Origin of the sequence: Weizmannia sp. FSL W8-0401, assembly GCF_038009125.1 — a bacterium.
Taxonomy (GTDB): Bacteria; Bacillota; Bacilli; order Bacillales; family Bacillaceae_C; genus Weizmannia; species Weizmannia coagulans.
The window spans coordinates 1,408,161-1,432,028 of the sequence record NZ_JBBPAG010000001.1 but is presented as its reverse complement, the minus strand read 5'-3'; the positions used below and the strand labels follow the sequence as shown (position 1 = coordinate 1,432,028).

At 47.8% G+C, this 23,868-nt stretch carries 23 protein-coding genes; 6 read left to right on the top strand and 17 right to left on the bottom strand.

The window, feature by feature from the left end:
- Positions 1 to 23: 23 nt before the first annotated feature.
- Positions 24 to 1,286 (top strand): MFS transporter, encoded by a 1,263-nt coding sequence (locus NSU00_RS06775; protein WP_340703562.1) that lies wholly within the window; start codon positions 24 to 26, stop codon positions 1,284 to 1,286.
- A gap of 90 nt (positions 1,287 to 1,376) precedes the next feature.
- The gene (locus NSU00_RS06770; protein WP_340702573.1) at positions 1,377 to 3,446 is read left to right on the top strand and encodes a thioredoxin domain-containing protein; all 2,070 of its coding nucleotides are present in this window, start codon (positions 1,377 to 1,379) and stop codon (positions 3,444 to 3,446) included.
- 114 nt (positions 3,447 to 3,560) lie between these two features.
- On the opposite strand, the gene NSU00_RS06765 is transcribed toward NSU00_RS06770, so the two are convergent.
- The 3 genes from NSU00_RS06765 to ku all read right to left on the bottom strand — a co-directional run bounded on the left by NSU00_RS06765 (position 3,561) and on the right by ku (position 7,327).
- Positions 3,561 to 5,546 carry an LTA synthase family protein gene (locus NSU00_RS06765; protein WP_340702572.1) on the bottom strand — a complete coding sequence of 662 codons (1,986 nt, stop codon included), beginning with the start codon at positions 5,544 to 5,546 and terminating at the stop codon, positions 3,561 to 3,563.
- A gap of 212 nt (positions 5,547 to 5,758) precedes the next feature.
- Positions 5,759 to 6,409 carry a phosphatase PAP2 family protein gene (locus tag NSU00_RS06760; protein WP_340703561.1) on the bottom strand — a complete coding sequence of 217 codons (651 nt, stop codon included), beginning with the start codon at positions 6,407 to 6,409 and terminating at the stop codon, positions 5,759 to 5,761.
- Between the two features lie 84 nt (positions 6,410 to 6,493).
- Positions 6,494 to 7,327 (bottom strand): non-homologous end joining protein Ku, encoded by an 834-nt coding sequence (gene ku / locus NSU00_RS06755; RefSeq protein ID WP_035180876.1) that lies wholly within the window; start codon positions 7,325 to 7,327, stop codon positions 6,494 to 6,496.
- Between the two features lie 90 nt (positions 7,328 to 7,417).
- Here ku and NSU00_RS06750 point away from each other — a divergent pair, with 90 nt between their 5' ends.
- Positions 7,418 to 9,259 (top strand): DNA ligase D, encoded by a 1,842-nt coding sequence (locus NSU00_RS06750; protein WP_340702570.1) that lies wholly within the window; start codon positions 7,418 to 7,420, stop codon positions 9,257 to 9,259.
- Between the two features lie 58 nt (positions 9,260 to 9,317).
- Here NSU00_RS06750 and dapF read toward each other — a convergent pair whose 3' ends face one another.
- Together dapF and NSU00_RS06740 are read right to left on the bottom strand one after the other, a co-directional pair.
- Positions 9,318 to 10,313 (bottom strand): diaminopimelate epimerase, encoded by a 996-nt coding sequence (dapF, locus tag NSU00_RS06745; RefSeq protein ID WP_061566212.1) that lies wholly within the window; start codon positions 10,311 to 10,313, stop codon positions 9,318 to 9,320.
- Positions 10,314 to 10,376: 63 nt separating this feature from the next.
- Positions 10,377 to 11,111, bottom strand: a complete 735-nt coding sequence (locus tag NSU00_RS06740; RefSeq protein WP_340702569.1) for a hypothetical protein — start codon at positions 11,109 to 11,111, stop codon at positions 10,377 to 10,379.
- A gap of 186 nt (positions 11,112 to 11,297) precedes the next feature.
- Here NSU00_RS06740 and NSU00_RS06735 point away from each other — a divergent pair, with 186 nt between their 5' ends.
- Positions 11,298 to 12,662, top strand: coding sequence for an MATE family efflux transporter (locus NSU00_RS06735; protein ID WP_340702568.1), 1,365 nt, complete (start codon positions 11,298 to 11,300; stop codon positions 12,660 to 12,662).
- Between the two features lie 130 nt (positions 12,663 to 12,792).
- On the opposite strand, the gene NSU00_RS06730 is transcribed toward NSU00_RS06735, so the two are convergent.
- The 8 genes from NSU00_RS06730 to NSU00_RS06695 form a co-directional block, all read right to left on the bottom strand.
- On the bottom strand, positions 12,793 to 13,530 hold the full coding sequence (locus tag NSU00_RS06730; RefSeq protein WP_340702567.1) for a CAP domain-containing protein: 738 nt from the start codon (positions 13,528 to 13,530) through the stop codon (positions 12,793 to 12,795).
- Positions 13,531 to 13,909: 379 nt separating this feature from the next.
- Entirely contained in the window at positions 13,910 to 14,347 is a 438-nt protein-coding gene (locus NSU00_RS06725; protein ID WP_029141315.1) for a MarR family winged helix-turn-helix transcriptional regulator, read from the bottom strand.
- 109 nt (positions 14,348 to 14,456) lie between these two features.
- A complete protein-coding gene (locus tag NSU00_RS06720) occupies positions 14,457 to 15,950 on the bottom strand; it encodes a lmo1851 family serine protease (RefSeq protein WP_207368794.1) in 1,494 nt (497 codons plus the stop codon).
- Positions 15,951 to 16,020: 70 nt separating this feature from the next.
- A complete protein-coding gene (locus tag NSU00_RS06715) occupies positions 16,021 to 16,815 on the bottom strand; it encodes a M15 family metallopeptidase (protein WP_340702565.1) in 795 nt (264 codons plus the stop codon).
- 19 nt (positions 16,816 to 16,834) lie between these two features.
- Positions 16,835 to 17,053, bottom strand: coding sequence for a hypothetical protein (locus tag NSU00_RS06710; protein WP_340702564.1), 219 nt, complete (start codon positions 17,051 to 17,053; stop codon positions 16,835 to 16,837).
- 155 nt (positions 17,054 to 17,208) lie between these two features.
- A complete protein-coding gene (locus NSU00_RS06705) occupies positions 17,209 to 17,388 on the bottom strand; it encodes a YozD family protein (protein WP_013859210.1) in 180 nt (59 codons plus the stop codon).
- A gap of 101 nt (positions 17,389 to 17,489) precedes the next feature.
- Positions 17,490 to 18,131, bottom strand: a complete 642-nt coding sequence (locus tag NSU00_RS06700) for a hypothetical protein (protein ID WP_017554652.1) — start codon at positions 18,129 to 18,131, stop codon at positions 17,490 to 17,492.
- Positions 18,132 to 18,217: 86 nt separating this feature from the next.
- On the bottom strand, positions 18,218 to 18,436 hold the full coding sequence (locus NSU00_RS06695) for a YozE family protein (RefSeq protein ID WP_017554653.1): 219 nt from the start codon (positions 18,434 to 18,436) through the stop codon (positions 18,218 to 18,220).
- A gap of 179 nt (positions 18,437 to 18,615) precedes the next feature.
- Here NSU00_RS06695 and NSU00_RS06690 point away from each other — a divergent pair, with 179 nt between their 5' ends.
- Positions 18,616 to 20,412, top strand: coding sequence for a methyl-accepting chemotaxis protein (locus NSU00_RS06690; protein WP_340703560.1), 1,797 nt, complete (start codon positions 18,616 to 18,618; stop codon positions 20,410 to 20,412).
- A 49-nt stretch (positions 20,413 to 20,461) separates the two neighbouring features.
- On the opposite strand, the gene NSU00_RS06685 is transcribed toward NSU00_RS06690, so the two are convergent.
- The 3 genes from NSU00_RS06685 to msrA all read right to left on the bottom strand — a co-directional run bounded on the left by NSU00_RS06685 (position 20,462) and on the right by msrA (position 21,693).
- The gene (locus tag NSU00_RS06685) at positions 20,462 to 20,656 is read right to left on the bottom strand and encodes a YjcZ family sporulation protein (protein ID WP_133537431.1); all 195 of its coding nucleotides are present in this window, start codon (positions 20,654 to 20,656) and stop codon (positions 20,462 to 20,464) included.
- 88 nt (positions 20,657 to 20,744) lie between these two features.
- A complete protein-coding gene (gene msrB, locus NSU00_RS06680) occupies positions 20,745 to 21,167 on the bottom strand; it encodes a peptide-methionine (R)-S-oxide reductase MsrB (protein ID WP_017554655.1) in 423 nt (140 codons plus the stop codon).
- Positions 21,157 to 21,693: a peptide-methionine (S)-S-oxide reductase MsrA gene (gene msrA / locus NSU00_RS06675; RefSeq protein WP_340703559.1), complete on the bottom strand. Its 537-nt coding sequence runs from the start codon at positions 21,691 to 21,693 to the stop codon at positions 21,157 to 21,159. Before msrA ends, msrB begins: the two co-directional genes overlap by 11 nt.
- Before the next feature lie 135 nt (positions 21,694 to 21,828).
- On the opposite strand from msrA, the gene NSU00_RS06670 reads away from it, so the two are divergent.
- Positions 21,829 to 23,205: an RsmB/NOP family class I SAM-dependent RNA methyltransferase gene (locus tag NSU00_RS06670; protein ID WP_340703558.1), complete on the top strand. Its 1,377-nt coding sequence runs from the start codon at positions 21,829 to 21,831 to the stop codon at positions 23,203 to 23,205.
- Between the two features lie 81 nt (positions 23,206 to 23,286).
- Here the strand turns inward: NSU00_RS06670 and NSU00_RS06665 are convergent, their stop codons facing one another.
- Positions 23,287 to 23,844: a YpmS family protein gene (locus NSU00_RS06665; protein WP_026683690.1), complete on the bottom strand. Its 558-nt coding sequence runs from the start codon at positions 23,842 to 23,844 to the stop codon at positions 23,287 to 23,289.
- Between the last annotated feature and the right edge of the window lie 24 nt (positions 23,845 to 23,868).

Genomic DNA, 23,868 nt, shown 5'->3' with positions numbered 1-23,868 from the left:
AAGAAGAAAGGAAAATACAGACAATGGATCATTTAACAACAAACACACCTTTATCCGATAAAAACAATGAAATCCATCAAAAAAGATGGGCGATTGTGGCATTATCGTCCATCCCCCTGATTATGACACTGGGGAATTCGATGCTGATCCCGGTCCTTCCCCTGATGGAGGACAAACTGGGCATCTCCAAAGTCCAATCCAGCTATATTATCACCTTTTATTCAATTGTCGCCATTTTCCTTATTCCGGTTGCCGGATTTTTATCGGACAGATACGGCCGAAAAATGGTCATTATCCCGTCACTTGTGATTACGGCTGCCGGAGGGGCGATTTCGGCATATGCTGCCTGGCAACTCGATCACCCGTATTCCCTTATTTTGGTCGGCCGGACTTTGCAGGGCGTCGGGACGGCCGGCGCGACACCGATCGTATTGCCGCTTGTCGGCGATATGTTCCGCCGCAACCGGGATGTGAGCACCACCCTCGGCATTATTGAAACGGCCAATACATTTGGAAAAGTATTGAGCCCGATTCTCGGATCCTTTCTGGCAGGGGTGATCTGGTTTTTGCCTTTTGCGGCCATCCCGGTCTTTTGCCTGATCTCTATCCTGTCTGTTTTGTTTCTTGTCAAAAGGCCGGCACACGAAAAACAGGGGCCGGGAATCAAAGCATTTATAGGGAATACGAAAAAGGTGTTCCGCCAGCACTGGCGCTGGCTGGCGTCCGTATTTGCGATCGGGGCCATCGTGATGTTTATTTTGTTTGCGGTGCTGTTTTATTTGTCGTCCAATCTGGAAGACCAGTACGGCTACCATGGCGTGAAGAAAGGGTTTATTTTGGCCGTCCCGCTCGCGGCATTGTGCCTTTCTTCCTTTATAACCGGGAAAATCATTAAAGAAAACATGGTACTGATGAAATGGATTATTTTCTCCAGTGTGCTCATTACCGGAGCCTCCGTGCTCGTGATCACTTTTTCGGACCGTTTTTTCTATTTAATCGGGACCTTTCTCATTTGCGGAATCGGAATCGGCGCCTCCCTTACGCCGTTGGATGCGCTGATTAATCAGTCGATTGAAAAAGAAGTCCGCGGGACGATCAGCGCCATTTACAGTTCTATGCGCTACATCGGCGTGGCGGCAGGTCCGTTATTTATGGCCAATTTTATGAAAGGGCGGGTTGAGATCAGCATGGTGATCATGGCCGGTTTCTGCCTGGTGGCGGCAGGACTTACATTTGCGGCGGTGAAACCGGACAAATCACGTGCTAAAGCCTCTTCCCCTGCTTAATTGCGGAGTCGTGCGATTTCAAGCATTTGTAGCGCCTTTTTGTTTCAGGTAAACTGATGATAAAGGAAGTGAAAGAAAGAAGGGAATGTCTTGGGTGAAAACAGACCATTTAATCGGTTAATTCATGAAAAATCGCCTTATTTGCTGCAGCACGCCCGTAATCCGGTTGACTGGTATCCGTGGGGCGAAGACGCTTTTGCGAAAGCGAAGCGGGAAAACAAGCCGGTTTTTGTTTCCATCGGCTATTCGACCTGCCACTGGTGCCATGTGATGGAGCGGGAGTCTTTTGAAAATGAAGAGGTGGCGCGGATCCTGAATGAGAAATTTGTGGCGATTAAGGTGGACAGGGAAGAGCGGCCGGATATTGATGCCATTTATATGCTTGTTTGCCAAATGATGACCGGGCAGGGCGGCTGGCCGTTGAGCGTATTTTTGACGCCGGAGAAGGTCCCTTTTTATGCCGGAACCTATTTTCCGCGGGAAAGCCGGTATGGGATGCCCGGTTTTAAAGAAGTGTTGCATTATTTATCCCAACAATACACCGAAAATCCGGACCGGATCAAGGATGTAGGCGCACAAGTCAAACAGGCGCTCAAGGCAAGCCGGAAAAAAGGGGGGCAAACGGCTTTAACGAAAGAAACGGCCGGGCGCGCTTTCCAAACTTACAAGCAGGCTTTTGATCCCCGCTATGGCGGTTTTGGCAGGGCGCCGAAATTTCCAATGCCGCATTCACTTGTATTTTTACTCATGTATGCCAAATTTTATGAAAACCGGGATGCGCTTGCGATGGCAACAAAAACATTGGACGGGCTGGCGCGCGGGGGAATTTATGACCATATTGGTTACGGTTTTTCCCGCTATTCCGTTGATGAAAAATTTTTGGTGCCCCACTTTGAAAAAATGCTTTATGACAATGCGCTGCTTGCACTGGCCTATACCGATGCTTTCCGGATGACGAAAAATGCCCGGTACAAAAAAATAACGGAAGAAATCATCAAGTATGTGCTGCGTGATATGGCCCATCCGGATGGCGGATTCTATTCCGCGGAAGATGCCGACTCGGAAGGCGAGGAAGGAAAGTTTTATGTGTGGACGCCTAAAGAAGTAAAAGATGTGCTGGGGGAACAGTTGGGCACGCTCTTTTGCCAGGCATACGGCATTACCGGGCAGGGAAATTTCGAAGGAAAAAATATTCCGAACCAGATTACAACCCATTTGGAAACAATTGCAAAAAAGGAAGGGTTTTCTCCTGCAGCGCTGGCGGAAAAATTAGAAACGGCACGGCAAAGCTTGTTCCAGCACCGGGAAAAACGGGTGCGCCCGTTCCGCGATGATAAAATTTTAACGGCATGGAACGGCTTAATGATTGCAGCACTCGCAAAAGCGGGGCGTGTTTTTTATCAACCATCTTATGTGCAGGCTGCAGAAAAAGCGGTTTCTTTTATAAGGGACAACTTGATCCAAAATGGCCGGGTAATGGTAAGATACCGCGATGGCGAAGTAAAAAACAAAGGTTTTATAGACGAATATGCCTTTCTCCTGTGGGGATATATGGAACTGTATGAGTCCACTTTTGCCCCTTTTTATTTGGCGGAAGCAAAAAGACTGGCCGGCAATATGATTGATTTATTTTGGGACGGACATGGAGGAGGCTTTTTCTTTAGCGGAAACGACGATGAGCCATTGCTCGTCAGGCAAAAGGCGTCTTATGACGGGGCACTGCCTTCCGGGAACAGTGTCGCAGCCTGCCAATTGTTAAGGCTGGCGAAACTGACCGGGGATTTTACGTTGGAAGAAAAAGTCCAGCAAATGTTTCAGGCCTTCAGCAAGGTTATCCATGATGATCCCAATGCCCACGCCATGATGATGCAGGCAGTGATGTACGCACAGCAGGCAACGAAGGAAGTGGTGATCGTTATGGATGATGAAACAGAAAAAGCTGTTGATTTTATCCGCCATATTCAGGAGAATTTTCACCCCGAAATTTCCTTCATGGCAGTAAAAAGGCGCGAAAAGAAGAAACTCTCCAAAATCGCCCCTTTTATTGAAGATTATGCCATGATAAACGGGCAACCAACCATTTATGTCTGTGAAAACTTCAGCTGCAATCAACCGACAAACGATTTTCAAACTGCCAGGGATTTGCTCTTTAAAAAATGATTGAAAACATGCCTGTTGAAAACCATAAAAGAAGCCGGAATGATGCATTCACGATATGCTTTTTCCTGGCACAAAAAACAAACCCCGGTTGCATTCCACCGGGGTTTGTTTTCTTTATTTATTCTTTTTGGCTGAATCCGGAATGGGGGTTTTCGGCAACCCGGCCATATCCGTCTGGTCAAAGGAATAGTCATACTTGTTCCGGTTCACCGGCGTAAAACCTTTTGGCGTATAGAAACGGAGCAGGTCGTCGTATACCACTTTATCAGACAGATTCAGCATCTCTTTTGCAATCTTTTCATCAGTTTTGCCTAGTTTTGGATTGACTTTTTCACCGGTCGCATTGTCGTAAAGCGTTCCGGATACTTGCGTGTACTTATTGGTGACAAAATCACCGTTACGGAATGGAACGACTTGGCGGTGCTGGCTGGACAAAAGATCAGACCCGAACTGGATGTAGTCTTTTGTATCAATGCCAAGCAAATGCATAACCGTCGGCATTACATCGACTTCACCGCCGTACGTATGCTTGATCCCGCCTTTTACGCCCGGAACATGGATAAACAGCGGCACCCTTTGCAGCTGTGCGTTCAAATATGGCGTAATTTCAGGAACGCCGAGCACTTTCGCCATCGCCGCATTGTGATTTTCCGAAATGCCATAATGGTCGCCGTACATGACAATCACCGTATGGTCATAAAGCCCGGATTCCTTCAAATAGGTGAAGAACTGCTGTATCGCTTCATCCAGATAATGGGCGGTTTGAAAATAGTTATCCACGGTTTTATCGCCGAAATCGCCCTTTGGGAAGTCTGCATCCTCTTCATCCAAAGGAAACGGAAAGTGGTTTGAAAGCGTAATAAACTTCGCATAGAAAGGCTGCGGCAATTTGGTCAAATACTGCATCGACTCATTAAACCAAGGTTTGTCCTTCATCCCGTAGTTTAACGTATTTTTGTCGTTCATATCGTAATACTTGGCGTCAAAGAAACGGTCATAGCCGAACGATTTGTACATTTCGTCACGGTTCCAGAAAGTCTTATAGTTTCCGTGGAAAACAGCCGATGTATAGCCTTTCTGGTCAAGAATAGCAGGTGCTGCCTGGTACGTATTTTGTGCTTTCGTTGTAAATACAGACCCCGTCGGCAGCGGGAACAGCGAGTTTTCCATCATAAATTCGGCATCAGACGTTTTCCCCTGGCCTGTCTGGTGGAAAAAGTTATCGAAATAAAAGGTGTTTTTGTCCTTTGTCAGCGAGTTTAAAAACGGTGTGACCTCTTTGCCGTCCAATTTGTAATTGATCAAAAAGTTCTGGAACGACTCAAGTGAAACGTAAATGACATTCATACCCTTTGCCGCGCCGAAATATTTGCTGTCCGGCTCGATATAGTTCGCTTTCACATAGTTTTCCACATCGCTCACGTCACTGCTATCAGCCATCGCCCGCTGCGCAGACGATTTTGTTGTCTGAACCGCATCATAAAGGGTGTAATTGTACATGCCGAGATATTTCACGATATAACTGCGGTCAAAAGTCCGCGTTAAAAGCTGCGGGCGGTCCGCTTCGGCAAGGCCGAGATTAAAAATGAAAAATGCAATTGCGGCAATCATCAGCCCGGCAAGCGAGCGGCGGCTGACCTTCTCTGCATTGGCCCTGACGGCTTTCGTTGCAATCAAGACAATGAGGATGATCGTATCAAAAAAGTAAAAAATATCATAAGGCTTCATTAATGCAGCGGCACTCCCACCGAGGTCGCCGAAGTTTTTCGTCTGCGACAGCACAGGCAGTGTAATGAAGTCATTAAAAAAACGGTAATAGCATACATTCGCGTACAGCAAAACAGACAAAAGCACGTCAATCACAGTTATTGCAATGATCCGGCCGCGTCCTTTAAAGAAAAGCGCAAGCGCAAAGAAGAACAGTGCCGAACTGATGGGATTGATGGCGAGCAAAAATTTCTGCATGCCGTTTTGCAGATCCAGATTGAATTCCGCTTTATAGACAATATAAGTTTTTACCCAGAACAAAAAAACCATGAGAAAGTACAGGGCGTATTTTTTATTTAGCAAACTTTTAATCTGGCTAAACGAGATCTTCATTCAGTATTCCCTCCCAATCGCCAAACTCTCCGGCAACAATTTCAGGACGCTTCTTCATTCATACCAACATATTGTAATACAATTTTTAAAAAAAGCAAGCGCTCATTAACGGCTTTTCCAGCACCGGGGCAGTCCTTTCCGGCTAAACGCGACTGCACGGTCCGAAAATCCGCATACCCACCGCCAAACATTTTTATTCCCACCATATTTTATTACAATTTCAATTTTGTTTCAAACAAGTTCAACGCAAGCGCAGATAAAATGACCCAAACAAGGCCGGCCGCATATCCGCCGGCAACGTCGCTCGGGTAGTGTACCCCTAAATAGATGCGGCTGATGCCGATGGCAAGCACCAGCAAGAGGGCAAACAGCGTCCCCGCGAACTTCACCCACCTGCGTTTTGTGATGCGGAACAGAATCAATACGAGGCAGCCGTATAAAATCATGGATCCCATCGAATGCCCGCTCGGGAAGCTGTAGCCCGTTTCCTGGACGATACGCATAATATCGGGGCGCTGGCGCTTGAATATGTATTTTAATATGGTGTTAAAAACCCCCGCTCCAAGCGCGACAGATACAGCGAGATAAAGGCCCAGTGTGCGGTATTTTTTGATCCAGAGCACAAGGGAAAGCACGAGGGTGACCACCGCCGCCCCTTTTACAGATCCGAGAAAGGTAACAGCCAGCATCACGCTCGTTAACCGGCCGGAAATATTCCCCTGGACAAATGAGATAATCGGAAGGTCAAAATGCCGGATCTCCCCCTGGTTGAAATGATCGGCGATTTCAAAAAAAATCCAGGTGCAGAGGGAAAGCACCAGTAAAACGAACAGCCATTGCACAATCGTCTGCCTTTTCATCATCAACCTCCAATATGAAATAATTTACCATATTGGAGGCTTTCCGGCAAATTTTCAGGCATTCCCCGCACCGGTATCCGCCGGTTTTTACGCTTCTTTTGCCTTTGTTTTAGCCGCTTTTTTTGGTTTCTTTGCCGGTTTTTTTGCCGGCTTTGCCCTGTCGATGGAAGCCTGGAGCGCCGCCATCAGGTCGGTCACATTATTTTCCGGTTCTTTCACTTTCGCCGTGACGAGTTTTTTCCCGGTCCGCTTCGATTCAATCAAAGCCATCAGGTTTGACCGGTATGCATCCGTATATTTTTCAGGCTCAAACGATGTCGTTAACTGGTCAATCAGCAAAATTGCCGTCTCAATTTCTTTTTTCGAGACTTCATCATCCTGCGGCACATTCGGAACGTCAGATGCCCTCCGGACTTCATCCGGGTAATGGATGGTTTCCATCAGCAGCGTATTTTCATACACGCGGATAACGGCGAGCTGCTCCTTTGAACGCATGACAATCCGGGCAAGCCCGACTTTCTCTGATTCGGTCAGCGCTTTCCGCAACAAGCCGTAAGCTTTTACACCCCCTTCATTCGGGGACATGTAGTAGCTCCGGTTAAAATAAACCGGGTCGATTTCCCGCATATCGAGAAAATCCATAATTTCCACTGCTTTTTCTTCTGTCTGTTTGCGCAGCTCTTCCAGTTCCTCCTCTTCCAGCACGACAAACTTCCCTTTCGCGATTTCGTATCCTTTTACAATTTCTTTCGCGTCCAATTCTTCCCCGCACACCGGACAAACCTTTTCATACCGGATCGGGGAATGACATTTTTTATGAAGGGAACGCAATTTGATATCTTTATCTTCCGTTGCGGCATGCAGTTTGATCGGGATATTGACGAGCCCAAAACTGATCGTGCCTTTCCACATCGTATGCATGAATGAAACGCCTCGCTTTTTGAAGATAATATATGTATGAATCCGCCCCGCTATGTACTTCAACTTTTGGAAAAAGAAAGGGTGCTCGAAATGAAACCGATGCTGCCGGTTTTAAAATGGTCTCTGCCTGATACAGGAAAGTGGGCATACGAAATCAAATATGACGGTTATCGCGCGATCCTCGACTGGACAAAAGGCGGCATGCGGTTATGGAGCCGCAACGGAAAAGATTTGCTGCCCCAGTTTCCGGAAATCCGCACCTTTTTGCAAACACTTGAAGGCCGCGTAAAAGGGCAGCTTCCGTTACGGCTTGACGGCGAACTTGTGCTGCTTGAAAATCCGTATAAAGCTGGCTTTAGGGAGCTGCAGCGCCGCGGGCGGATGAAAGCGAAGGCAGCTGCAGAGAAGGCTAAAGTGCGCCCCGCCCATTATCTCGTATTTGATTTGCTCATGCTTGGCGGGGAGGATATGGCCGGAAAACCGTATTTGCAGCGAAAAAAAGTATTGGAAAAGTTTTGTGAAACGCTTGCGCTGCCGCTCTCCCCCGCCCCGGGCGAAACGGCACGGGTCCAGCAGATCCCGTTTACCCGTGACGCGCCCGCCTTAAAGGAGACGGTGAAAAATTTTAACAGTGAAGGCATTGTCGCAAAACAAACGGACAGCAAGTGGGAAGCGGGAAAACGGGTTGAGACATGGATAAAAGTGAAAAATTGGAAAACAGCCGCCTGCTTTATTACAGCTTATGACGCGAAAAACGGGTATTTCGACGCAGCGGTGTTTAAAGATGGCGGCATTTTTCCAATCGGCCAGTTTCTTTTCAGCATGAATCCGGGCGAAAAACAAATCCTCGCAGAAGCAGTCAGGAAAAATGCCGCAAACGATGAAAACGGCGTCTATACGATCGATCCTTCGATTTGCGTCGAGTTATTTTATTTGGAATGGGACGGCGCCAACCTGCGAGAACCGCATTTCCACCGCTTCCGCTTTGATCTTTCCCCGGATGCCTGTACATTTGAAGATTTCAGGCTCCGTAACGCCGCCATTCCGGAAGAAGTGGAAGTGACGCATCCGGATAAACCGCTATGGAAAAAGCGCCATGTGACAAAGCTCGACTTTCTTACCTATATGCGGGAAATTTCCCCTTTTATGCTGCCGTTTCTTTCGGACAGGCTTTTGACCGTCATCCGTTACCCGCACGGCGTCTTCGGCGAGGCATTTTACCAGAAAAACTGCCCCGATTATGCGCCCGCTTTTGTGGATACGGCGATGCATGAAGACATCCGGTATATTGTCTGCAACCATTTAAAAACACTGATGTGGCTTGCGAACCAGCTGGCGGTGGAATACCATATCCCGTTTCAGACCGTAAACAGCCGTTTCGTCAGTGAGATTGTATTTGATTTTGACCCCCCTTCCCGGGATGCGTTTCAACTTGCAGTAGAAGCGGCTTTGCTGTTAAAACAGGTGACGGATGCCCTTCATTTGGAGAGCTTTGTCAAAATTTCCGGGAATAAAGGGCTGCAAGTCTACATTCCATTGCCGGACGGGCAGTTCTCATGGGAAGATACAAGGCTGTTCACGGAATTTGTGGCTGCTTATTTCATTTCTAAATCTCCTGAACATTTTACAATCGAACGGATGAAGAAAAAACGGGGCGGAAAATTATATGTTGATTTCGTCCAGCATGCGGAAGGAAAAACGATCATTGCACCTTATTCGATGCGCGGGCATGAGGATGCGCTTGTGGCGGCTCCGCTTTTCTGGGAAGAAGTAAACGCGTCGCTTTCGCCGTATGACTTTACTATTGAAACGGTCCTTTCGCGTGTGAACCGGTACGGCTGCCCGTTTGCGCGATTCTTTGCCTGCAAAAGCGGCCAGCCTTTTGCCCCGGTACTTGCATTTTTAAAGCAGAACAAAGGGCGCCCCATATAGTTTGGCGCAGCTTTCTAATCGAAAAAAATACGCCTCCCTTTTACAGGAGACGCAAATTTTAAGCCAATGCTTTCTCTACCGTTTCTTTTGCATGGGTTTCGAGCTTTTGATACAGCTTCTGTTCGCCGAAATCCTTTTTTTCCGCGATCCGGAACTGTTCCGGGTGCCCAACGTCAAAAGAAACAGTGGTTTCGTATAAATAGGTGGCATTACCGATCAGGTCAATCGTGTATGCCGGTTCCCCTTCTTTTTCAATTTTTTGGACAAAGCACCGTACTTTACCGCCATTATTGAACACGTCGATCATTTCACCGAACGGGCGCAATCTTAACAGGCAGGCCACAAGGCTTGAAGCGGACATCGCCGTTCCGCACGCATTTGTAAAACCGACGCCGCGTTCAAACGTGCGGACGTATAAGCCATTTTCACCAATCGGTTTGGCAAAGCTGACATTCACGCCGTCCGGAAAGATATCATTTGGTCCGTTCACATACTCGGACAATGTTTTTTGCGTATCAGACCGGAATCCTTCATTTTCGACAAAGGCGATCAGATGCGGATTCGGCACCGCAACTGCTGTAAACGACAAATCTTCCGACAAGGCCTTAACCGGTTCATTGATGAGCACTTCTTTATCAATATGCATCGGCAGTTTGTCCAAGTCAAAGGAGACAGGCGAGATTTCGACCCGGAACGTTGGGATGCCGTCCAATAGGGGCTCTGCTTTGCGGGCATATAGATTTGCTTTCATCGTTTCAATTAACAGATCGTCTTTCCCGCGTTTTTCGGATACGTACCGCGCAACACAGCGCAGGCCGTTCCCGCACATGGACGCCTCGGAACCGTCCGCATTGAATACCCGCATTTTTGCGTCTGCCTGCTGGCTTTCCGACACAAAGAGCAGGCCGTCCGCCCCGAGCCCGGCATCGCGCCGGCAAAATGACAGAGCCATTTTTTTGCGGATGTCGTCCGTTAATGGCGCAGAGATTTCCGTTTCATCGATCAGCAAAAAATCGTTGCCTGAGCCGTGGCATTTAATCAGTTTCACATGCATGATGGATTTCCTCTCTTTTTCTTTCTTTATTCTTACAAAAATTGTATCATCTCTTCTTTTTTTTTACACGAAATATTTATTATGCCTGTAAAAAAAGGCGAGCAGTGCGATGACGAGTACTTCGTCTTCTTCCGTCCCCCGTATAAAAGTAAGTACCGGTGCATTAAGCGGAAACTTCTGCTGCCAGCTGACCGGCATCACGCCGCGCGACACCACTGCTAAAAGTTGTTCGTCCCGGTAAAATTCCAAATCATGGTTTCCATTTTTCCGGATCGCGCAAGTCCGGCTGCCGTTTTCAAATATCATTTCTTTTCCTTTTGCTTCTTTTAATGAAAAGGCCAGTTCATATGCCGGAAATCTGATGCTGATTTCCCAGTTTTGCCGTTTGCGGACCGTGGCGCAAAATGTGGCGCCCGCTCCCCGTTCAAGGCGGAAATACCGGATTTGTTGTCTGAAAGCTTTTTCCTCAAGCAGCCACCCTAAGCGTCCGCTTCCGTCATAAAGCTGCACCGAGAGTTTTGCACCGGGAGGAAACTGGATCAAGTACTGCCCGCTGTCCGCTTGTCTTTCTTCCTCCCCTTTTTCTCCGGATATGTTTTCTTCTATCTTTTGATAGTAGAAATAGCGCGCAGCAAAGTAGAGAATGAACAGCCAGACGGCCAAAATCAGCCAGTTGAACATGCCGCCGCGCCCGATATACATCAGCGTGAGACAAAATGCGGAAAGGCCGCATGCAAGAATAACGGTTTGACACAGGTACATGTGAGACAACGTCGAATAGGTTTTTTTCAGCTCCATACAGAATCTCCCGTTTTTGTCTGGTCACTCTATTATATGAGACTTTTTATAAATCATGATGGTTTTACGGGTTTCCAAATCTTTCGCCGGGCATTTCCATTTTCATGGCAGGCTGTCCATGGCGGCCCGGAAAATGAATATGTTATAATTTTTTGGAGTCCGTGGAAAACAGTTGGGGGAATGAACATGAAACAAACTTTTACCTTAAAAGAAAAAATCGCACAGCTTTGGCATTTATTTCTGCCGATTCTCATCACCCAGCTTGCGATGCTGCTCATGAATTTTTTCGATACAACGATGTCCGGCCATTTTTCCAAAGCCGATCTGGCCGGTGTTGCGATCGGCGCATCCCTCTGGTTCCCCGTTTCAACCGGGCTGGGAACGGTTTTACAGGCGGTTACCCCGATCATTTCCCATTTGATCGGCAGCAAAAACACGGATGAAATCCCCCGTACATTTATCCAGAGCCTTTACGTCGCCGTCTGTATGGCCGTACTGGTGCTGTTTGCAGGCGGGCTGGTGATTGGGCCGGTCCTTGGCCGGATGGATTTAGCGCCGCATGTGGAGAGGGTCGCGCATCGGTTTTTATTTGCCCTGTCTTTCGGGCTGATTCCGTTGTTCTGTTACCAGGTTTGCCGCTCGCTGATTGATGCTACCGGGCTGACAAAAATATCAATGCTGATCACGCTGTTGGCGCTGCCCATCAATATTGGATTGAATGTTCTGTTCATCTTCGGGCATGCCGGATTTCCGCAGCTTGGCGGGGCAGGTGCCGGCGTTGCGAGCGCCATCACCTACTGGCTTATCTTGTTGATTGCAATCCTTGTGCTTATGCGTTTGCCACGTTTTGCTGAAATGCGGCTGTTCCGCACGTTTTACCCGGTTTCGATCCGCAGCTGGAAAGCGCTATTGTCGCTTGGGATCCCGATGGGGTTGTCGACTTTTTTTGAATCAAGCATTTTTTCGGTTGTGACATTGTTCATGAGCAAATTTGGCACTGACACGATCGCTTCCCATCAGGCTGCCATGAATTTTGAATCGCTTTTGTACATGCTTCCGCTCAGCATTTCGCTTGCGATGACGATTCTTGTCAGTTTTGAAGCAGGGGCCGGAAGATTTAAAGACGCCCGCCAGTACAGCACAATCGGGCTCATGACTGCTGTTGTGATCGCCACCTTGACCGGGCTGTTGCTCTACTTATTCCATGAACAAGTGGCAGCGTTTTACAGTGATGATCCGGCTGTCATCCGGTTAACCGGCCATTTTTTGCTGTATGCCATCTTTTTCCAATGGTCAGATGCGGTTCAGGCGCCGGTGCAAGGCGCGCTTAGAGGGTATAAAGATGTCCGGATTACGACCATTATGACGTTTGTTTCATATTGGGTCATTGGGCTTCCGCTCGGGTATTTGCTGGATGCCGCCACCGCCCTCGGCCCGTATGCCTACTGGATCGGGCTGATCACAGGCCTTGCTGTAGGTGCGGTAACACTTTTAGGGCGCTTGCATTATATCCAGCAAAAAGCCGGAGATTTGCTGAAAAAGAACGGATAAGGTTTGGCGCAAGCGGGGCTTATCCGGCAGATGGGTCAGCGTACAGGAAAGTGGACCCGTTTTCCGCAAGTGACGTTTCAAAAAGTGCGTACAAAAAAGCAGCCCCGTAAAAGAGGCTGCGATAAGCAATTTATTTTCCAATAAACTCTTGTGTCCAGTAGTGGCCGTTTTCAACATAGCCCACGCCGATATGGGTGAAGTTTTTATTTAAAATATTCGCCCTGTGGCCTTCGCTGTTCATCCATGCATTCATGACTTCCTGCGGTGTTTGCTGGCCCATTGCGATGTTTTCGCCGGCATATTGATACGAGATCCCGAATTGCTTCATCATATCGAACGGAGAGCCGTAAGTCGGGCTTGTATGGTCAAAATATTTATGGGTTGCCATATCATTCGATTTGACGCGCGCCATTTTGCTCAAAGCCGTATCAATTTTCAGCGCGCCTAGGCCGTTTTTCGCCCGTTCTTCGTTTACAAGGGTCACCACTTGTTTTTCATAGGCGTTTAACGTGTTGGCAGCCTGTGACTGCGTGCCGCCTGCCGGTTGCGTTGAAGTTTGTTTTGATGCCGATTGCTTTGGTGCTGCTGTTTGTTCCGGTGCCGATTGCTTTGGTGCTGCCGTTGTCTGGTAAGTTTTGCCCGCGTGGTTTGAAGCAGTTTGATGGGTTGCCGGTTTAAAAGAAAAACGGATGTTATGCTGCTTTAACCAGTTCTCCAATTCCTGCATGCTATGAAACTTGTATTCATGTTGAACAACCGTTTTCGGGCTGCAGTTTGTTTCGTTTGAGGCTGCCCCCGCCTTGCCGGAAACTGCCGGTGCAAGGATCAGTGCAAGTGCTGCTGCTGTTGTGAACATGGCCTTTTTCATCAATGATGTCCTCCCTCGTTTTCGTTGGTTTCTCTCTCGTACACAATAGCATCATAACATACGATTTTTGTAATATTTCTGGGAGAAAATAGAACAAGCAGCAAAGAAGGGGCCTGCTTGCAAACTGAAAATGAAAAAACCAGCTGTATCAAAGGTTCCGGCACATTGTGCGGATTTCCTATCATTTCACACATTGGTACCACCTTTTTAAATATCCAAAAAATGGAGGGAATTTGGGGTTGACAAGGCGGGAAACGGGCGGATATTGTTACATTTTTTTCTTGAATGTTGCATGCTGCCATATTTATTTAAAAAAAGCGCCCCGGGGCCGGGCTTACGGCTTCAGGGCGCTTTTTGTGCATATGGGCGCGTTTTCACATCAGTGCATTTGATTGAGGTGGTCTTCAAACTTCCGGAACAGCTTATACAATGTTTCCCGCTCTTCCTCCGTAAAAACGTCCAGCTGGTCTTTCAGAAACCGGGATTTGATTTCCTTCAACCTGCCGATTAACGATTTTCCCTTTTCCGTTAAAATTAAGTCGACCACACGTCTGTCTTTATTGGATCTTCTCCGTTCAATCAGCCCTTTTTCCACGAGCGAATCGGTTACAGAAGTAATATGGCTGGCGGACACTTGCAGCATTTTCGACAAATCGGATGAACGCATCGGGGATTCCGATAAAAGTTTTAACACCATAAATTCGTTAAGGGTTACATGCTCTTTTAACAAGCTATGCAGTTCTTCTTTAATTTTACGGTATACTCTGCGGAAGATGAATTCCAGATCGACTGTATCTTTTGTCTCCAACACTCCCATTCCTTTCCTTTCTTATAGGGGACAGGCGAATCTCCTGACTTTATTATATCATTTTTCGTGCATCGGATTGCACAAAATAAGCCGGGAGTAGATCTCCCGGCTTATTTTGCTATTTTTCTTTTTGGACAACTTCTTCCGCTTTTTTGAGCTGCGTATCGTGCTGCGTAATAAGATTGCTGACTTCAGACATCAGTTTTGTTGCCGTATCGCCATTGATGATGCCTGTCGGCTGCATTTTTTCATGCATTTGGAAAGCTTCGACAGCCGTTTTTGTATTCCAGTCGAAATACCCGTCAACCCTGCCCGGATTGTAACCGAGTGCTTTCAGCATTTTTTCCGCCGTCTTCACATCTTCCGAGACCGAATACAGTTTCAATTTCGCATCTGTTCCGATCACCGGAAGTTTGGCATAATCCGGAAGCGGCACTTTCTCATCCGGCTCAATCCCTTTTTTATGGATCCAGCTGCCATTTGGCGTCAGCCATTTTTGGACGGTGAATTTTAAAATCGATCCGTCGCTGAATTTTTCAGCAGACTGCACGGTGCCTTTGCCGTACGATTTTTCGCCGACAAGCGGAATGCCTGCCGATTCGTTCAGTGCGGCCGCCAAAATTTCAGAAGCGCTCGCGCTGCCGCCGTCGATCATCACAACCGCCGGGACCGTAATTTTCGTGCCACTTTCTGCCACATATTTCTCCCGGGAGCCGTTCCGGTCTTCCGTCTGCAGGATCGTACGCCCTTCCGGCACAAACATATTCGCAATTTTAATAGCCTGGTCAAGCAGTCCGCCCGGGTCCTGACGCACATCGACAATCATCGACTTCATGCCCTGCTTTTTCATGTTCTCAACGGCCGCCTTGAATTCTTTATATGTGCCGTCTGAAAATGTCGTAATCTGGATATGGGCAACCCCGTTTTTCAACATCTTCGCATAAACTGTATTGACCGGGATCGTGTCGCGTGTCAAGGTCACTTTCGTTTCGTCTTTCGATCCGACATGCTGGATCGTGAGTGTCACCTTTGTCCCTTTTTTGCCCCTGATCAACATGACCGCTTCATTGGCGCTCATGCCATGGACGCTTTTGCCGTCAACCGCGAGTATTTTATCGTTCGGCTTCAGGCCGGCTTTTTCGGCCGGAGAACCTTTAATCGGCGAAACAATCACAATATAGCCATCTTTTTCTTCCACTTCCGCACCGATTCCTTCAAAAGAAGAAGAAATGGTGTTATTGAAGTCTGATGCTTCGGTTTTTGACATATAATCAGAATACGGGTCATTGAGCGATTCCACCATTCCGTTAATGGCCCCGTCGACAAGCGTCTTCTGTTTTACTTTTGTGTAATATTTTTTCTGGATGCTGTCATATGCTTTATACAGTTTGTCAAACTCCGGCCGGTTGACAGTCGTCACGTTGACGGCTTTTTGGTCGCCGAACGCAAAGGCAGCGGTCGTAATGCCAGCTGTTATGAAAATCACGAAAAACAAAAGCATGACAAATTTAAATTTTTTCATACGGATATAACCGGTTTGTTCTTCCTGGCCGGATTCCGTCTGTTTCTTCTCATCGTCCAAAGGCTTCACCACTTTCATGCCGTTTTCCAAAAGTCATAGCTCCCGATTTCTAACTTCTTTATTCTACCAGCTTTTTCTTTTTAATAAAAGAGCCCAGGATTTATTCAGCCTTATGTACATGTTCGAAATACTCTTCAAGCGTCCAGCCGTGCTTGTAAATGACGGCTGCCGCCTCTTTTCCGACATACCGGAAATGCCAGGGCTCGTACTCATATTTCGTAATGTTCTCTTTGTTTTTCGGATACCTTAAAATAAACCCGTATTCATGTGCATGTTTTGCAAGCCAGATGCCTTCCTTCTGCTTCCCCATTTGCTGTGTGAGGAGAAAATGGGCGGTCTGGCTTGTAATATCAACGGCGAGACCGGTCTGATGTTCGCTCGACCCCGGGATGGCAACCGCCTGTTCTGCATGTTCTTCCCCCGAACTTTGCACTTCTGCCGCATACACAGCTTTCTGGCGGTTATACGACCGGTATGCGGAAGCGGCATATAATTCAATGCCGTCCTTTTCGGCGGCGGCAAACATTTTTTCAAGCGCCGCGGCTGCTTCTTTCCGCATATAGCTTTTTTCGATTCTTTCGTCGCCAAATGAAAAGCGGACATTCGGCCGGACGAGGTCTTTCGGTTTGTAATCCCCGAGAATATAGGTTTTATTGACAAGCGCCAAAATATTGTCCGGATTCTGGATCACTTTTTTCCCGTTAACCGTTTTGATTTTGTTAAAATATTTTGCATCAAGCACCAAACCGGAACCGGTTTTTTTTCCGGTATCCGTGTGGGCTGGTTTCGCCGGGGCGGTGCTTTTATGGGTGCCCGTTTCCGGCTCGTTTCCGTTTGTTACGCTGCAGCCGGCCAGCAAAATCGCGGCAAGGCCGGTATATACATATTTTCTCATGTTGTCACCTTTCTCTATCCTAAAAAATTTGTGCTTTTGATCCTTCTTCATGTGCCGCGTTCACTGCGGCATGGGCTTCTGTTCCAAAATGGATGCTGCTTCCCCATTCTGCAGCCGGTACTGCAAAAGAAGCGGCATGGATGCCCCATCCGGATCTTTCTGCGGCGGGAAAACCGGGCACATTCCCGTTAAGCGCACAACCGTCCGCATCCCGCTCTTTTGCCAAAACTTTTGCCAAAAAAAATCGCAGGTTTCTCCCCCTGCGATTTCTCTTTTTTTATTTTAAGGCAAATTCAAAGGGACATCAAGTGCCATTTCGTGCAGGACCGAAAAAAGACTGTCTCGGATACCGATGCTGCACCTTTCCCCATACGTCCTGCAAACAGGATCGCCTTACATGGAATCGTCTTCATATTCTTCGTCTATAATGCTTTTTGCAAGCAAGTATTCAAAAGTAATATCGGCAATTTCGTCCAGTTCTTCTTCACGGGGCGCAAATCCCCTTTTCACGAGCTCTTTAAAAAAGAATGCGGCGATTTCTTCTGTATCAATATAAACATCCATATTTTCCATTAAAAACGCCCCCTTTTTTCATCCCGCAGACACCCCGCGTTTCGTTCTGTTTGTTGATATAAATATGACCCCGTACGGCCTGATATGCCAAACCCGGCAAACTAATCCGGGCCGCCGTGCGCCGCAAGAACCCGGATTTGCATTTTGACCGCCTCAAGCATGGCCCTGTACGCCTCATCGCCAAACAGATTTAACAGCAGCGCATAATCATTGTACATATCGAGCAGTCGGTCGATTTTTTCCTGCGTTTTCAAATCGGAAGTGACAAGCTGGTACAGGGGGCTGCTTTTCATCGGGTAAAAAAATTGATAACGGCTGACAAACGAATCGGCCTGCCCGGCATCGGCGATCAACAACAGTTCGTCTTCATCCGCTTCAAGCCATTCGCCCTTTGGAATGCTGACCATTTCATAGATGACATCTTCCCATGCATCTTCTGCATACCGCCAAATCTCCGTGCGGAAACCGGCAATTTTAAAAAGGACGCCGCCGTAGCCTTTTACTTTTACAATATCCCCGATAAAAAATTTCAATTCTATATTGACTTCTTCTTTCTTGTACAGGATCCCGTCATATTCTTCCAGGCGGGCGAGGCTTTGTTCGGCAAGGAGGCCTTCCCGGCCGTTGACCACATAGAAATACCCTCCTTCCAGCTGTCTGACAGCCGTAATTTTTCCCACCGTTCCGTATACTTTTACGACAACTGTATCTCCAATTTGAAACTTCGGCGCTTTTGCATCCATTTTTCATGCTCCTTGAAAACGAAACACGTTTTACTTCATTCTATGCATGCGGCCCGGAAAAAGCGAACAGCACAATTTGCGGCCGGTTATTTGCTTTCGCCTTTATAAATCTCCCATGCCCGGTCAAAAACCGACATTGACGGGATATAATGCCCGTTTAATTCGAGATAGGAACTGATTTCATGATAATTGGCTGAATGCTTCGGAAAGCTGTGATCATTGTATGCCCCGTTGGCAAAAACCGTCAACTCATCACGGAGATGCGGATCCCTGTATCTCATTAAAAACTGGTAAAAAGATTTCATTGGTATCCCCCAAAATGATTTTTACTCCAATATAGCCGATCCGCTCCCCCGCGTAAAGTACGGAGGGCGGCATTACGGGAAGAGGGAATTTTTACAAAAAACTAGAAAAAGATAGAAAACATGTTTAAAATATAAATGATGATTTTGCGGTTCACAGGGTAAAAAGGAGGGGCTTTTGATTGAATAAAAAGAACATTTTTGCAAAAAGAAGACAAAAAAGCGAGAAACGGAAAAATTCCCGTCCGAACCGCCAGCTGCATCGACTTGCCCTTTATTATGTGCAGACGATCAGGGGGAAAATTGTGATTTCATTCGGGGTTTTAACCGCCTTGCTCATTGTATTAACCGTCACTTCATACATAAACATGCGCGAGCTGGAGAATGAAATCAATCATGTCGTCCAGCATGATCTCGCCGTACACGATCGTGTCCAAAGCCTGCTCAATCAGACCGGCGAAATCGAAACGGGCGCCCTGAACTACGCCATTTCCGGAAAGGAAGGTGCTTTGCGGCCGTATGACCAGGGGAAACAGGAAGCAAGCAGCACGTTAAGCCGCTTGCAAAAAATGCTGAAAGATAACCGGTTGCAGAGCAAAAAACTCGAAAAAATTTCAGAAGCCTATAATTTCTGGGTGGGCGCGGTTGACCGGGTTGTCGAAGCAAGACAGTACGGATCGGAACAAGAAGCGGTTGCACAAGTGAAAGATTCCCAGGCATCCGGCTATATGAAAAATTTGAAAAGCAGCATCAATGATTTGCTCGCAAGCACCACACAAGCATCGGAAAGCCGGATCGGCGAATTGCATCGTTCCGTCCTGATTGCGCGGATCGCAACCGTCACCCTTTCCTTGCTTGCAATCGTTCTGGCCGTCATGCTCAGCATCAGCCTAACGAAAAACATCAAATCGAGCACGAGAAAAATCAGCCGGTCGATTTTGGGAATCGCAAATGCCGGCGGGGATTTGACAAGGCGGATTGAAGTGACGTCCAATGACGAACTGGCAAAACTGGCAAGAGACACAAACCAGCTGATAGACGGCATTGCCCGGCTTGTAAAAGAAGTATCCGCGATGGCGGAAAGTGTCTCCGCCTCAAGCGAAGAGCTGCTCGCTTCTTCTGAAGAAACATCGAAAACGATCCAATCCATTGCGGAAACAGCCAATGAAATCGCGGCAGACAGTGAGCAAACTTCTGCCAAGATGGATACATCCTTGTCGAAAATGAAGTCGCTTGAAGAAGTGGTCGATACGCTTTTCCGGCAGGCGGAAACGGTAAAACAGGCTTCGCTCCATATGAAAGAATCCGCAGAAAAAGGCAGCCGATCCATTATGGAAACGTCCGGCAAAATGAAGAGCATTGAAGCGATCATGACAAATACGAGCAAAACGGTAGAGGCGCTCGGTGAAAAGTCGGATGATATTACAAAGATCATTATGACGATCACCGGGATTGCCAAACAAACCAATTTGCTTGCATTGAATGCGGCAATCGAGGCAGCCAGGGCCGGGGAGCACGGGCGCGGCTTTGCCGTTGTTGCAGATGAGGTCAGAAAACTGGCCGAACAATCCCAGTCCGCCGCCCAGGAAGTCACAAATATTGTGCGTGCGATCCAAAAAGAAATTAGCACCATTATCGGCCAGAATCAGGAAGGGGTAGAGGCGGTTACTTCCGGCGTGCAAATTTCCAATGAAACGATGCACTCGCTCGAAGTCATTCAAAAACAAACGAATGAAACGACAAATGTCATTATTGACATGGCCGCCCAAATTGAAAAAACGCAAAAACTTTCTGTCGATGTCGCCGATTCGTTCGATGCCGTCAGCAAGATTGCCATGAATACCGCGGCAAATACGGAAATGACCGCAGCAAGTACCGAGGAAGGGTCTGCATCGATGGAAGAAGTCACAGCCGCAGCCTCGGAGTTGTCAAAACAGGCAGAAAACCTGCGCAAGCTGATCGGAAACTTTAAAATATAAAAGACACACTGAAAAAGCCCAGGGCTATGCCCCGGGCCTTTTCCGTTTTTTAATTAGGGCCGATCCAGCATGCGCCGATAATGATCAGCAAAATAAACAGCACAACAATTAAAGCAAAGCCGTTTCTGTGCCCTGCATAGCCCCAGCCGTAACCGGAACCGTATCCATAACCGTATCCATAACCGTATCCGTAGCCGCAGCAGGAGTCATATGCAGGGTAAGCACCTTCATGGCCGTAATACATCCCATTCACTCCTCAAAAAAACTGTTTTTCTGTACAGTGCATCGTATGGGATACGGGCCCGTTTTGTATGTGCATCCGCCCAGTCGGCTTATTCTTTTTCTTCAAAGAGCGCAAGATACTCCCCATATCCTTCTTCCTCAAGCTTTTCTTTCGGAATAAAACGCATCGCGGCTGAATTCATGCAGTACCGGAGATGCGTGGGGCCCGGCCCATCCGGAAACACGTGGCCCAAATGCGCGTCAGACGCCTTGCTCCTCACTTCCGTACGAATCATGCCGTGGCTCGTATCAAGCTGTTCGTTGAGTTCACTGGCATCGATCGGCTTTGTAAAACTCGGCCAGCCGCAGCCTGCGTCATATTTATCTTTTGAACTGAACAACGGTTTTCCGGAAATAACATCGACATAAATGCCGTCGCGGAACTCGTTCCAGTATTCATTTTGAAACGGCGGTTCCGTTCCGTTTTTCCGCGTCACTTCATATTGTAAAGGGGTTAGTTCTTCATCCTTCATGTTCATCCCTCCAATGGTTGCTTAAATAAGCGGTTCTGCCTGAACCTTGCCGGTAAGCCTCGTAATGGGCTGGGTTTTTCCGGTAATAGTCCTGGTGGTAACTTTCCGCCGGATAAAAGGCGGAAGCCGGTTCAATTGTAACAGCAATCGGCTTTTTAAACCGCCCGCTCTCTTCTAGCCTTTTTTTTGAAGCTTCCGCCGCCTGCCGCTGGGCTTCGTTCCGATAGAAAATAACCGGCCGGTAAGAGGACCCCCTGTCGTAAAACTGCCCGCCTGCATCTGTCGGGTCGATTTGCCGCCAGTAAATGTCAAGCAGCTTTTCGTAAGGAAAAATTTCCGGATCAAACGTAATTTCAACAGCTTCTGTATGCCCGGTCGCACCGGAGCACACTTCCTCATATGTCGGGTTTGGTTTTGTTCCGCCCGTGTACCCGGAAACGACTTTTTGAATGCCGGGCAACTGGTCAAAAGGATGGACCATGCACCAGAAGCATCCGCCGGCAAAAATCGCGGTTTCCTCTGCCATGCGGATCCCCTCCTTTATCTATAGATTATTTTTATTTTACCTGTTGGTGTTGTTTTCATCCAGTTTCGTGACTGCAAGCCCCGATTTCATTATAATGGATCATAGCGGCGATTTTAACGGAAAGGGGTCTCATGATTGGAATTACCTGAAACCTTTATGGAAAAGATGGGGCAGCTGCTTGGAAAGGAAGCCGATGATTTTTTCCGCTCCTATGAGGAACCGCGGGCATCCGGATTGCGCCTGAATCCGGCAAAAGTGAGCGAAACGGAATGGCATGCGCACAACCCTTTCCATTTGGAAAAAATTCCTTTTGCCTCCGGTTATTATTTTGATGAAGAAAAAGACAAGCCTGGAAAACACCCGTACCATGCCGCCGGGCTCTATTATATCCAGGAGCCGAGCGCGATGTTTATCGCCGGGCAGCTCGGGCTTGAAAAAGGCGATAAAGTGCTTGATTTATGTGCCGCGCCGGGCGGCAAATCGACGCAAATTGCATCCGGAATCGGCGAGAACGGATTTCTGCTTGCAAATGAAATCCATCCGAAGCGGGCGCGCGCGCTTTCTGAAAATATCGAACGGCTTGGGTTCTCCAATACCGTTGTAACAAACGAAACGCCAGAAAAACTAAGCCGGCATTTCGAAAACTATTTCGATAAAATTTTGGTTGACGCCCCCTGCTCGGGGGAAGGCATGTTCAGAAAAGATCCCGAAGCAGCGCGTCTCTGGAGCCAGGAACATGTCGAAGCGTGCGCGGCAAAACAGCGCGCGATTTTGGAGCACGCCTGGAAGATGTTAAAGCCCGGAGGCACCCTTGTTTATTCGACCTGCACCTTTTCTCCGGAAGAAAACGAACAGACGATTGAAGCTTTTTTGGCGCGGCATGAAGACATGGCACTGGTGCCGATTCCCCATGAACACGGCGTCGGACCGGGAAAGCCGGAATGGGCAACGGAAAAGCGGAAAGATTTGTCCAATACGGCGCGTTTATGGCCGCACCGCTTAAAAGGCGAAGGCCATTTTGCCGCAAAAATGCGCAAACACCCGGGGGAAGCGGGGCAAACGGTGCCGCCTGAAAAGACAGCAAAGCTTTCAAAGCAACAGGAAAAAGACTGGGCAACCTTTGCAGAAAACAACCTCCAGCATTTTGATCCCGGCAGGCGCTCCTTTTTTCTGTATAAAAACGAGCTTTTCCTGCTGCCTTTTAGCTGCCCGCAGTTAAAAGGGCTCCGCCTTGTCCGGTGCGGCCTGCATCTCGGCGCTTTCAAAAAAAACCGGTTTGAACCGAATCACGCGCTCGCGCTTTCCCTGAAAGCCGGACAATGCAAACACCGGACAGACCTCGGCGCCGGAAGCAGCGAATGCATCCGCTATTTAAAAGGGGAGACACTGCCGGGAACAAGCGAGAATCGCGGCTGGGTCCTGATCACGGTGGACGGTTTTCCGCTCGGCTGGAGCAAAGAAGCGGGCGGCATTTTGAAAAACTTTTATCCGAAAGGGTTAAGGATCGTTTAAAACCCGTATAATGTGCACAGGCGGCGGCGAAACCTTCTGTGGCATATTGAAAAGCCGGCTTTTAAAGGCCGGCTTTTTGCGTTATTTTGGAAATCCAAGTGTAAACGAGATGTCATCATGCTGCAAATCAAATTCGTTGACTTTTACTTTGGCGCCGTTTTCCAGCTTCATATTTTGCAGCTGGACATACACTAGTTTTTCGCCCGGCTGGATGATCACCCATTTCGGCAGGTGGTAAGTCGTTTTGACGAATTTTAAAATATAGGATACCGGGAGATGGACGGAACCGAGGGATACAGATTTTTGCTTTAAAACGAGATCCCCATTCTTTAACGCTTTCGGCTTAAACGTCATCTTATACTGCATTTTTTCGGAAAAGACCCCGACAGTTCCATAGTAGACGACTTCATCATTTAAAAGCACTTTCCCTTTTATTTTTTCTTCCCGCAAATAACGGTTAATGAGCGCTGTTAAGTCCGCCTTGTTCGTCTCTACCCGCAAATCAATCGTTTTTCCGGTTTTTTCCGGTTTGGGCACGCGGCCATCCGGCACAAAAAGAAAGAAGGAAAGCACGAGTACAAAGGCCACAACCACTGAAGCCAGTGCAAAAAAAGCGATTTTCCATGGGTTTCTTTTCACGCAAGCATCATTCCTTTACCACTT

What these genes read in the sequence shown, in the direction of transcription:
- NSU00_RS06750 (WP_340702570.1), top strand. Translation starts at nt 7,418, where the DNA reads ATGAAACCGATGCTGCCGGTTTTAAAATGGTCTCTGCCTGATACAGGA.
- msrB (WP_017554655.1), bottom strand. Translation starts at nt 21,167, where the DNA reads ATGAAGGATGAAGAACTAACCCCTTTACAATATGAAGTGACGCGGAAA.
- dapF (WP_061566212.1), bottom strand. Translation starts at nt 10,313, where the DNA reads ATGCATGTGAAACTGATTAAATGCCACGGCTCAGGCAACGATTTTTTG.
- NSU00_RS06775 (WP_340703562.1), top strand. Translation starts at nt 24, where the DNA reads ATGGATCATTTAACAACAAACACACCTTTATCCGATAAAAACAATGAA.
- NSU00_RS06740 (WP_340702569.1), bottom strand. Translation starts at nt 11,111, where the DNA reads ATGGAGCTGAAAAAAACCTATTCGACGTTGTCTCACATGTACCTGTGT.
- NSU00_RS06760 (WP_340703561.1), bottom strand. Translation starts at nt 6,409, where the DNA reads ATGATGAAAAGGCAGACGATTGTGCAATGGCTGTTCGTTTTACTGGTG.
- NSU00_RS06685 (WP_133537431.1), bottom strand. Translation starts at nt 20,656, where the DNA reads ATGTATTACGGCCATGAAGGTGCTTACCCTGCATATGACTCCTGCTGC.
- NSU00_RS06725 (WP_029141315.1), bottom strand. Translation starts at nt 14,347, where the DNA reads ATGGGAGTGTTGGAGACAAAAGATACAGTCGATCTGGAATTCATCTTC.
- NSU00_RS06765 (WP_340702572.1), bottom strand. Translation starts at nt 5,546, where the DNA reads ATGAAGATCTCGTTTAGCCAGATTAAAAGTTTGCTAAATAAAAAATAC.
- NSU00_RS06735 (WP_340702568.1), top strand. Translation starts at nt 11,298, where the DNA reads ATGAAACAAACTTTTACCTTAAAAGAAAAAATCGCACAGCTTTGGCAT.
- ku (WP_035180876.1), bottom strand. Translation starts at nt 7,327, where the DNA reads ATGCATACGATGTGGAAAGGCACGATCAGTTTTGGGCTCGTCAATATC.
- NSU00_RS06715 (WP_340702565.1), bottom strand. Translation starts at nt 16,815, where the DNA reads ATGAGAAAATATGTATATACCGGCCTTGCCGCGATTTTGCTGGCCGGC.
- msrA (WP_340703559.1), bottom strand. Translation starts at nt 21,693, where the DNA reads ATGGCAGAGGAAACCGCGATTTTTGCCGGCGGATGCTTCTGGTGCATG.
- NSU00_RS06700 (WP_017554652.1), bottom strand. Translation starts at nt 18,131, where the DNA reads ATGGATGCAAAAGCGCCGAAGTTTCAAATTGGAGATACAGTTGTCGTA.
- NSU00_RS06695 (WP_017554653.1), bottom strand. Translation starts at nt 18,436, where the DNA reads ATGAAATCTTTTTACCAGTTTTTAATGAGATACAGGGATCCGCATCTC.
- NSU00_RS06730 (WP_340702567.1), bottom strand. Translation starts at nt 13,530, where the DNA reads ATGAAAAAGGCCATGTTCACAACAGCAGCAGCACTTGCACTGATCCTT.
- NSU00_RS06705 (WP_013859210.1), bottom strand. Translation starts at nt 17,388, where the DNA reads ATGGAAAATATGGATGTTTATATTGATACAGAAGAAATCGCCGCATTC.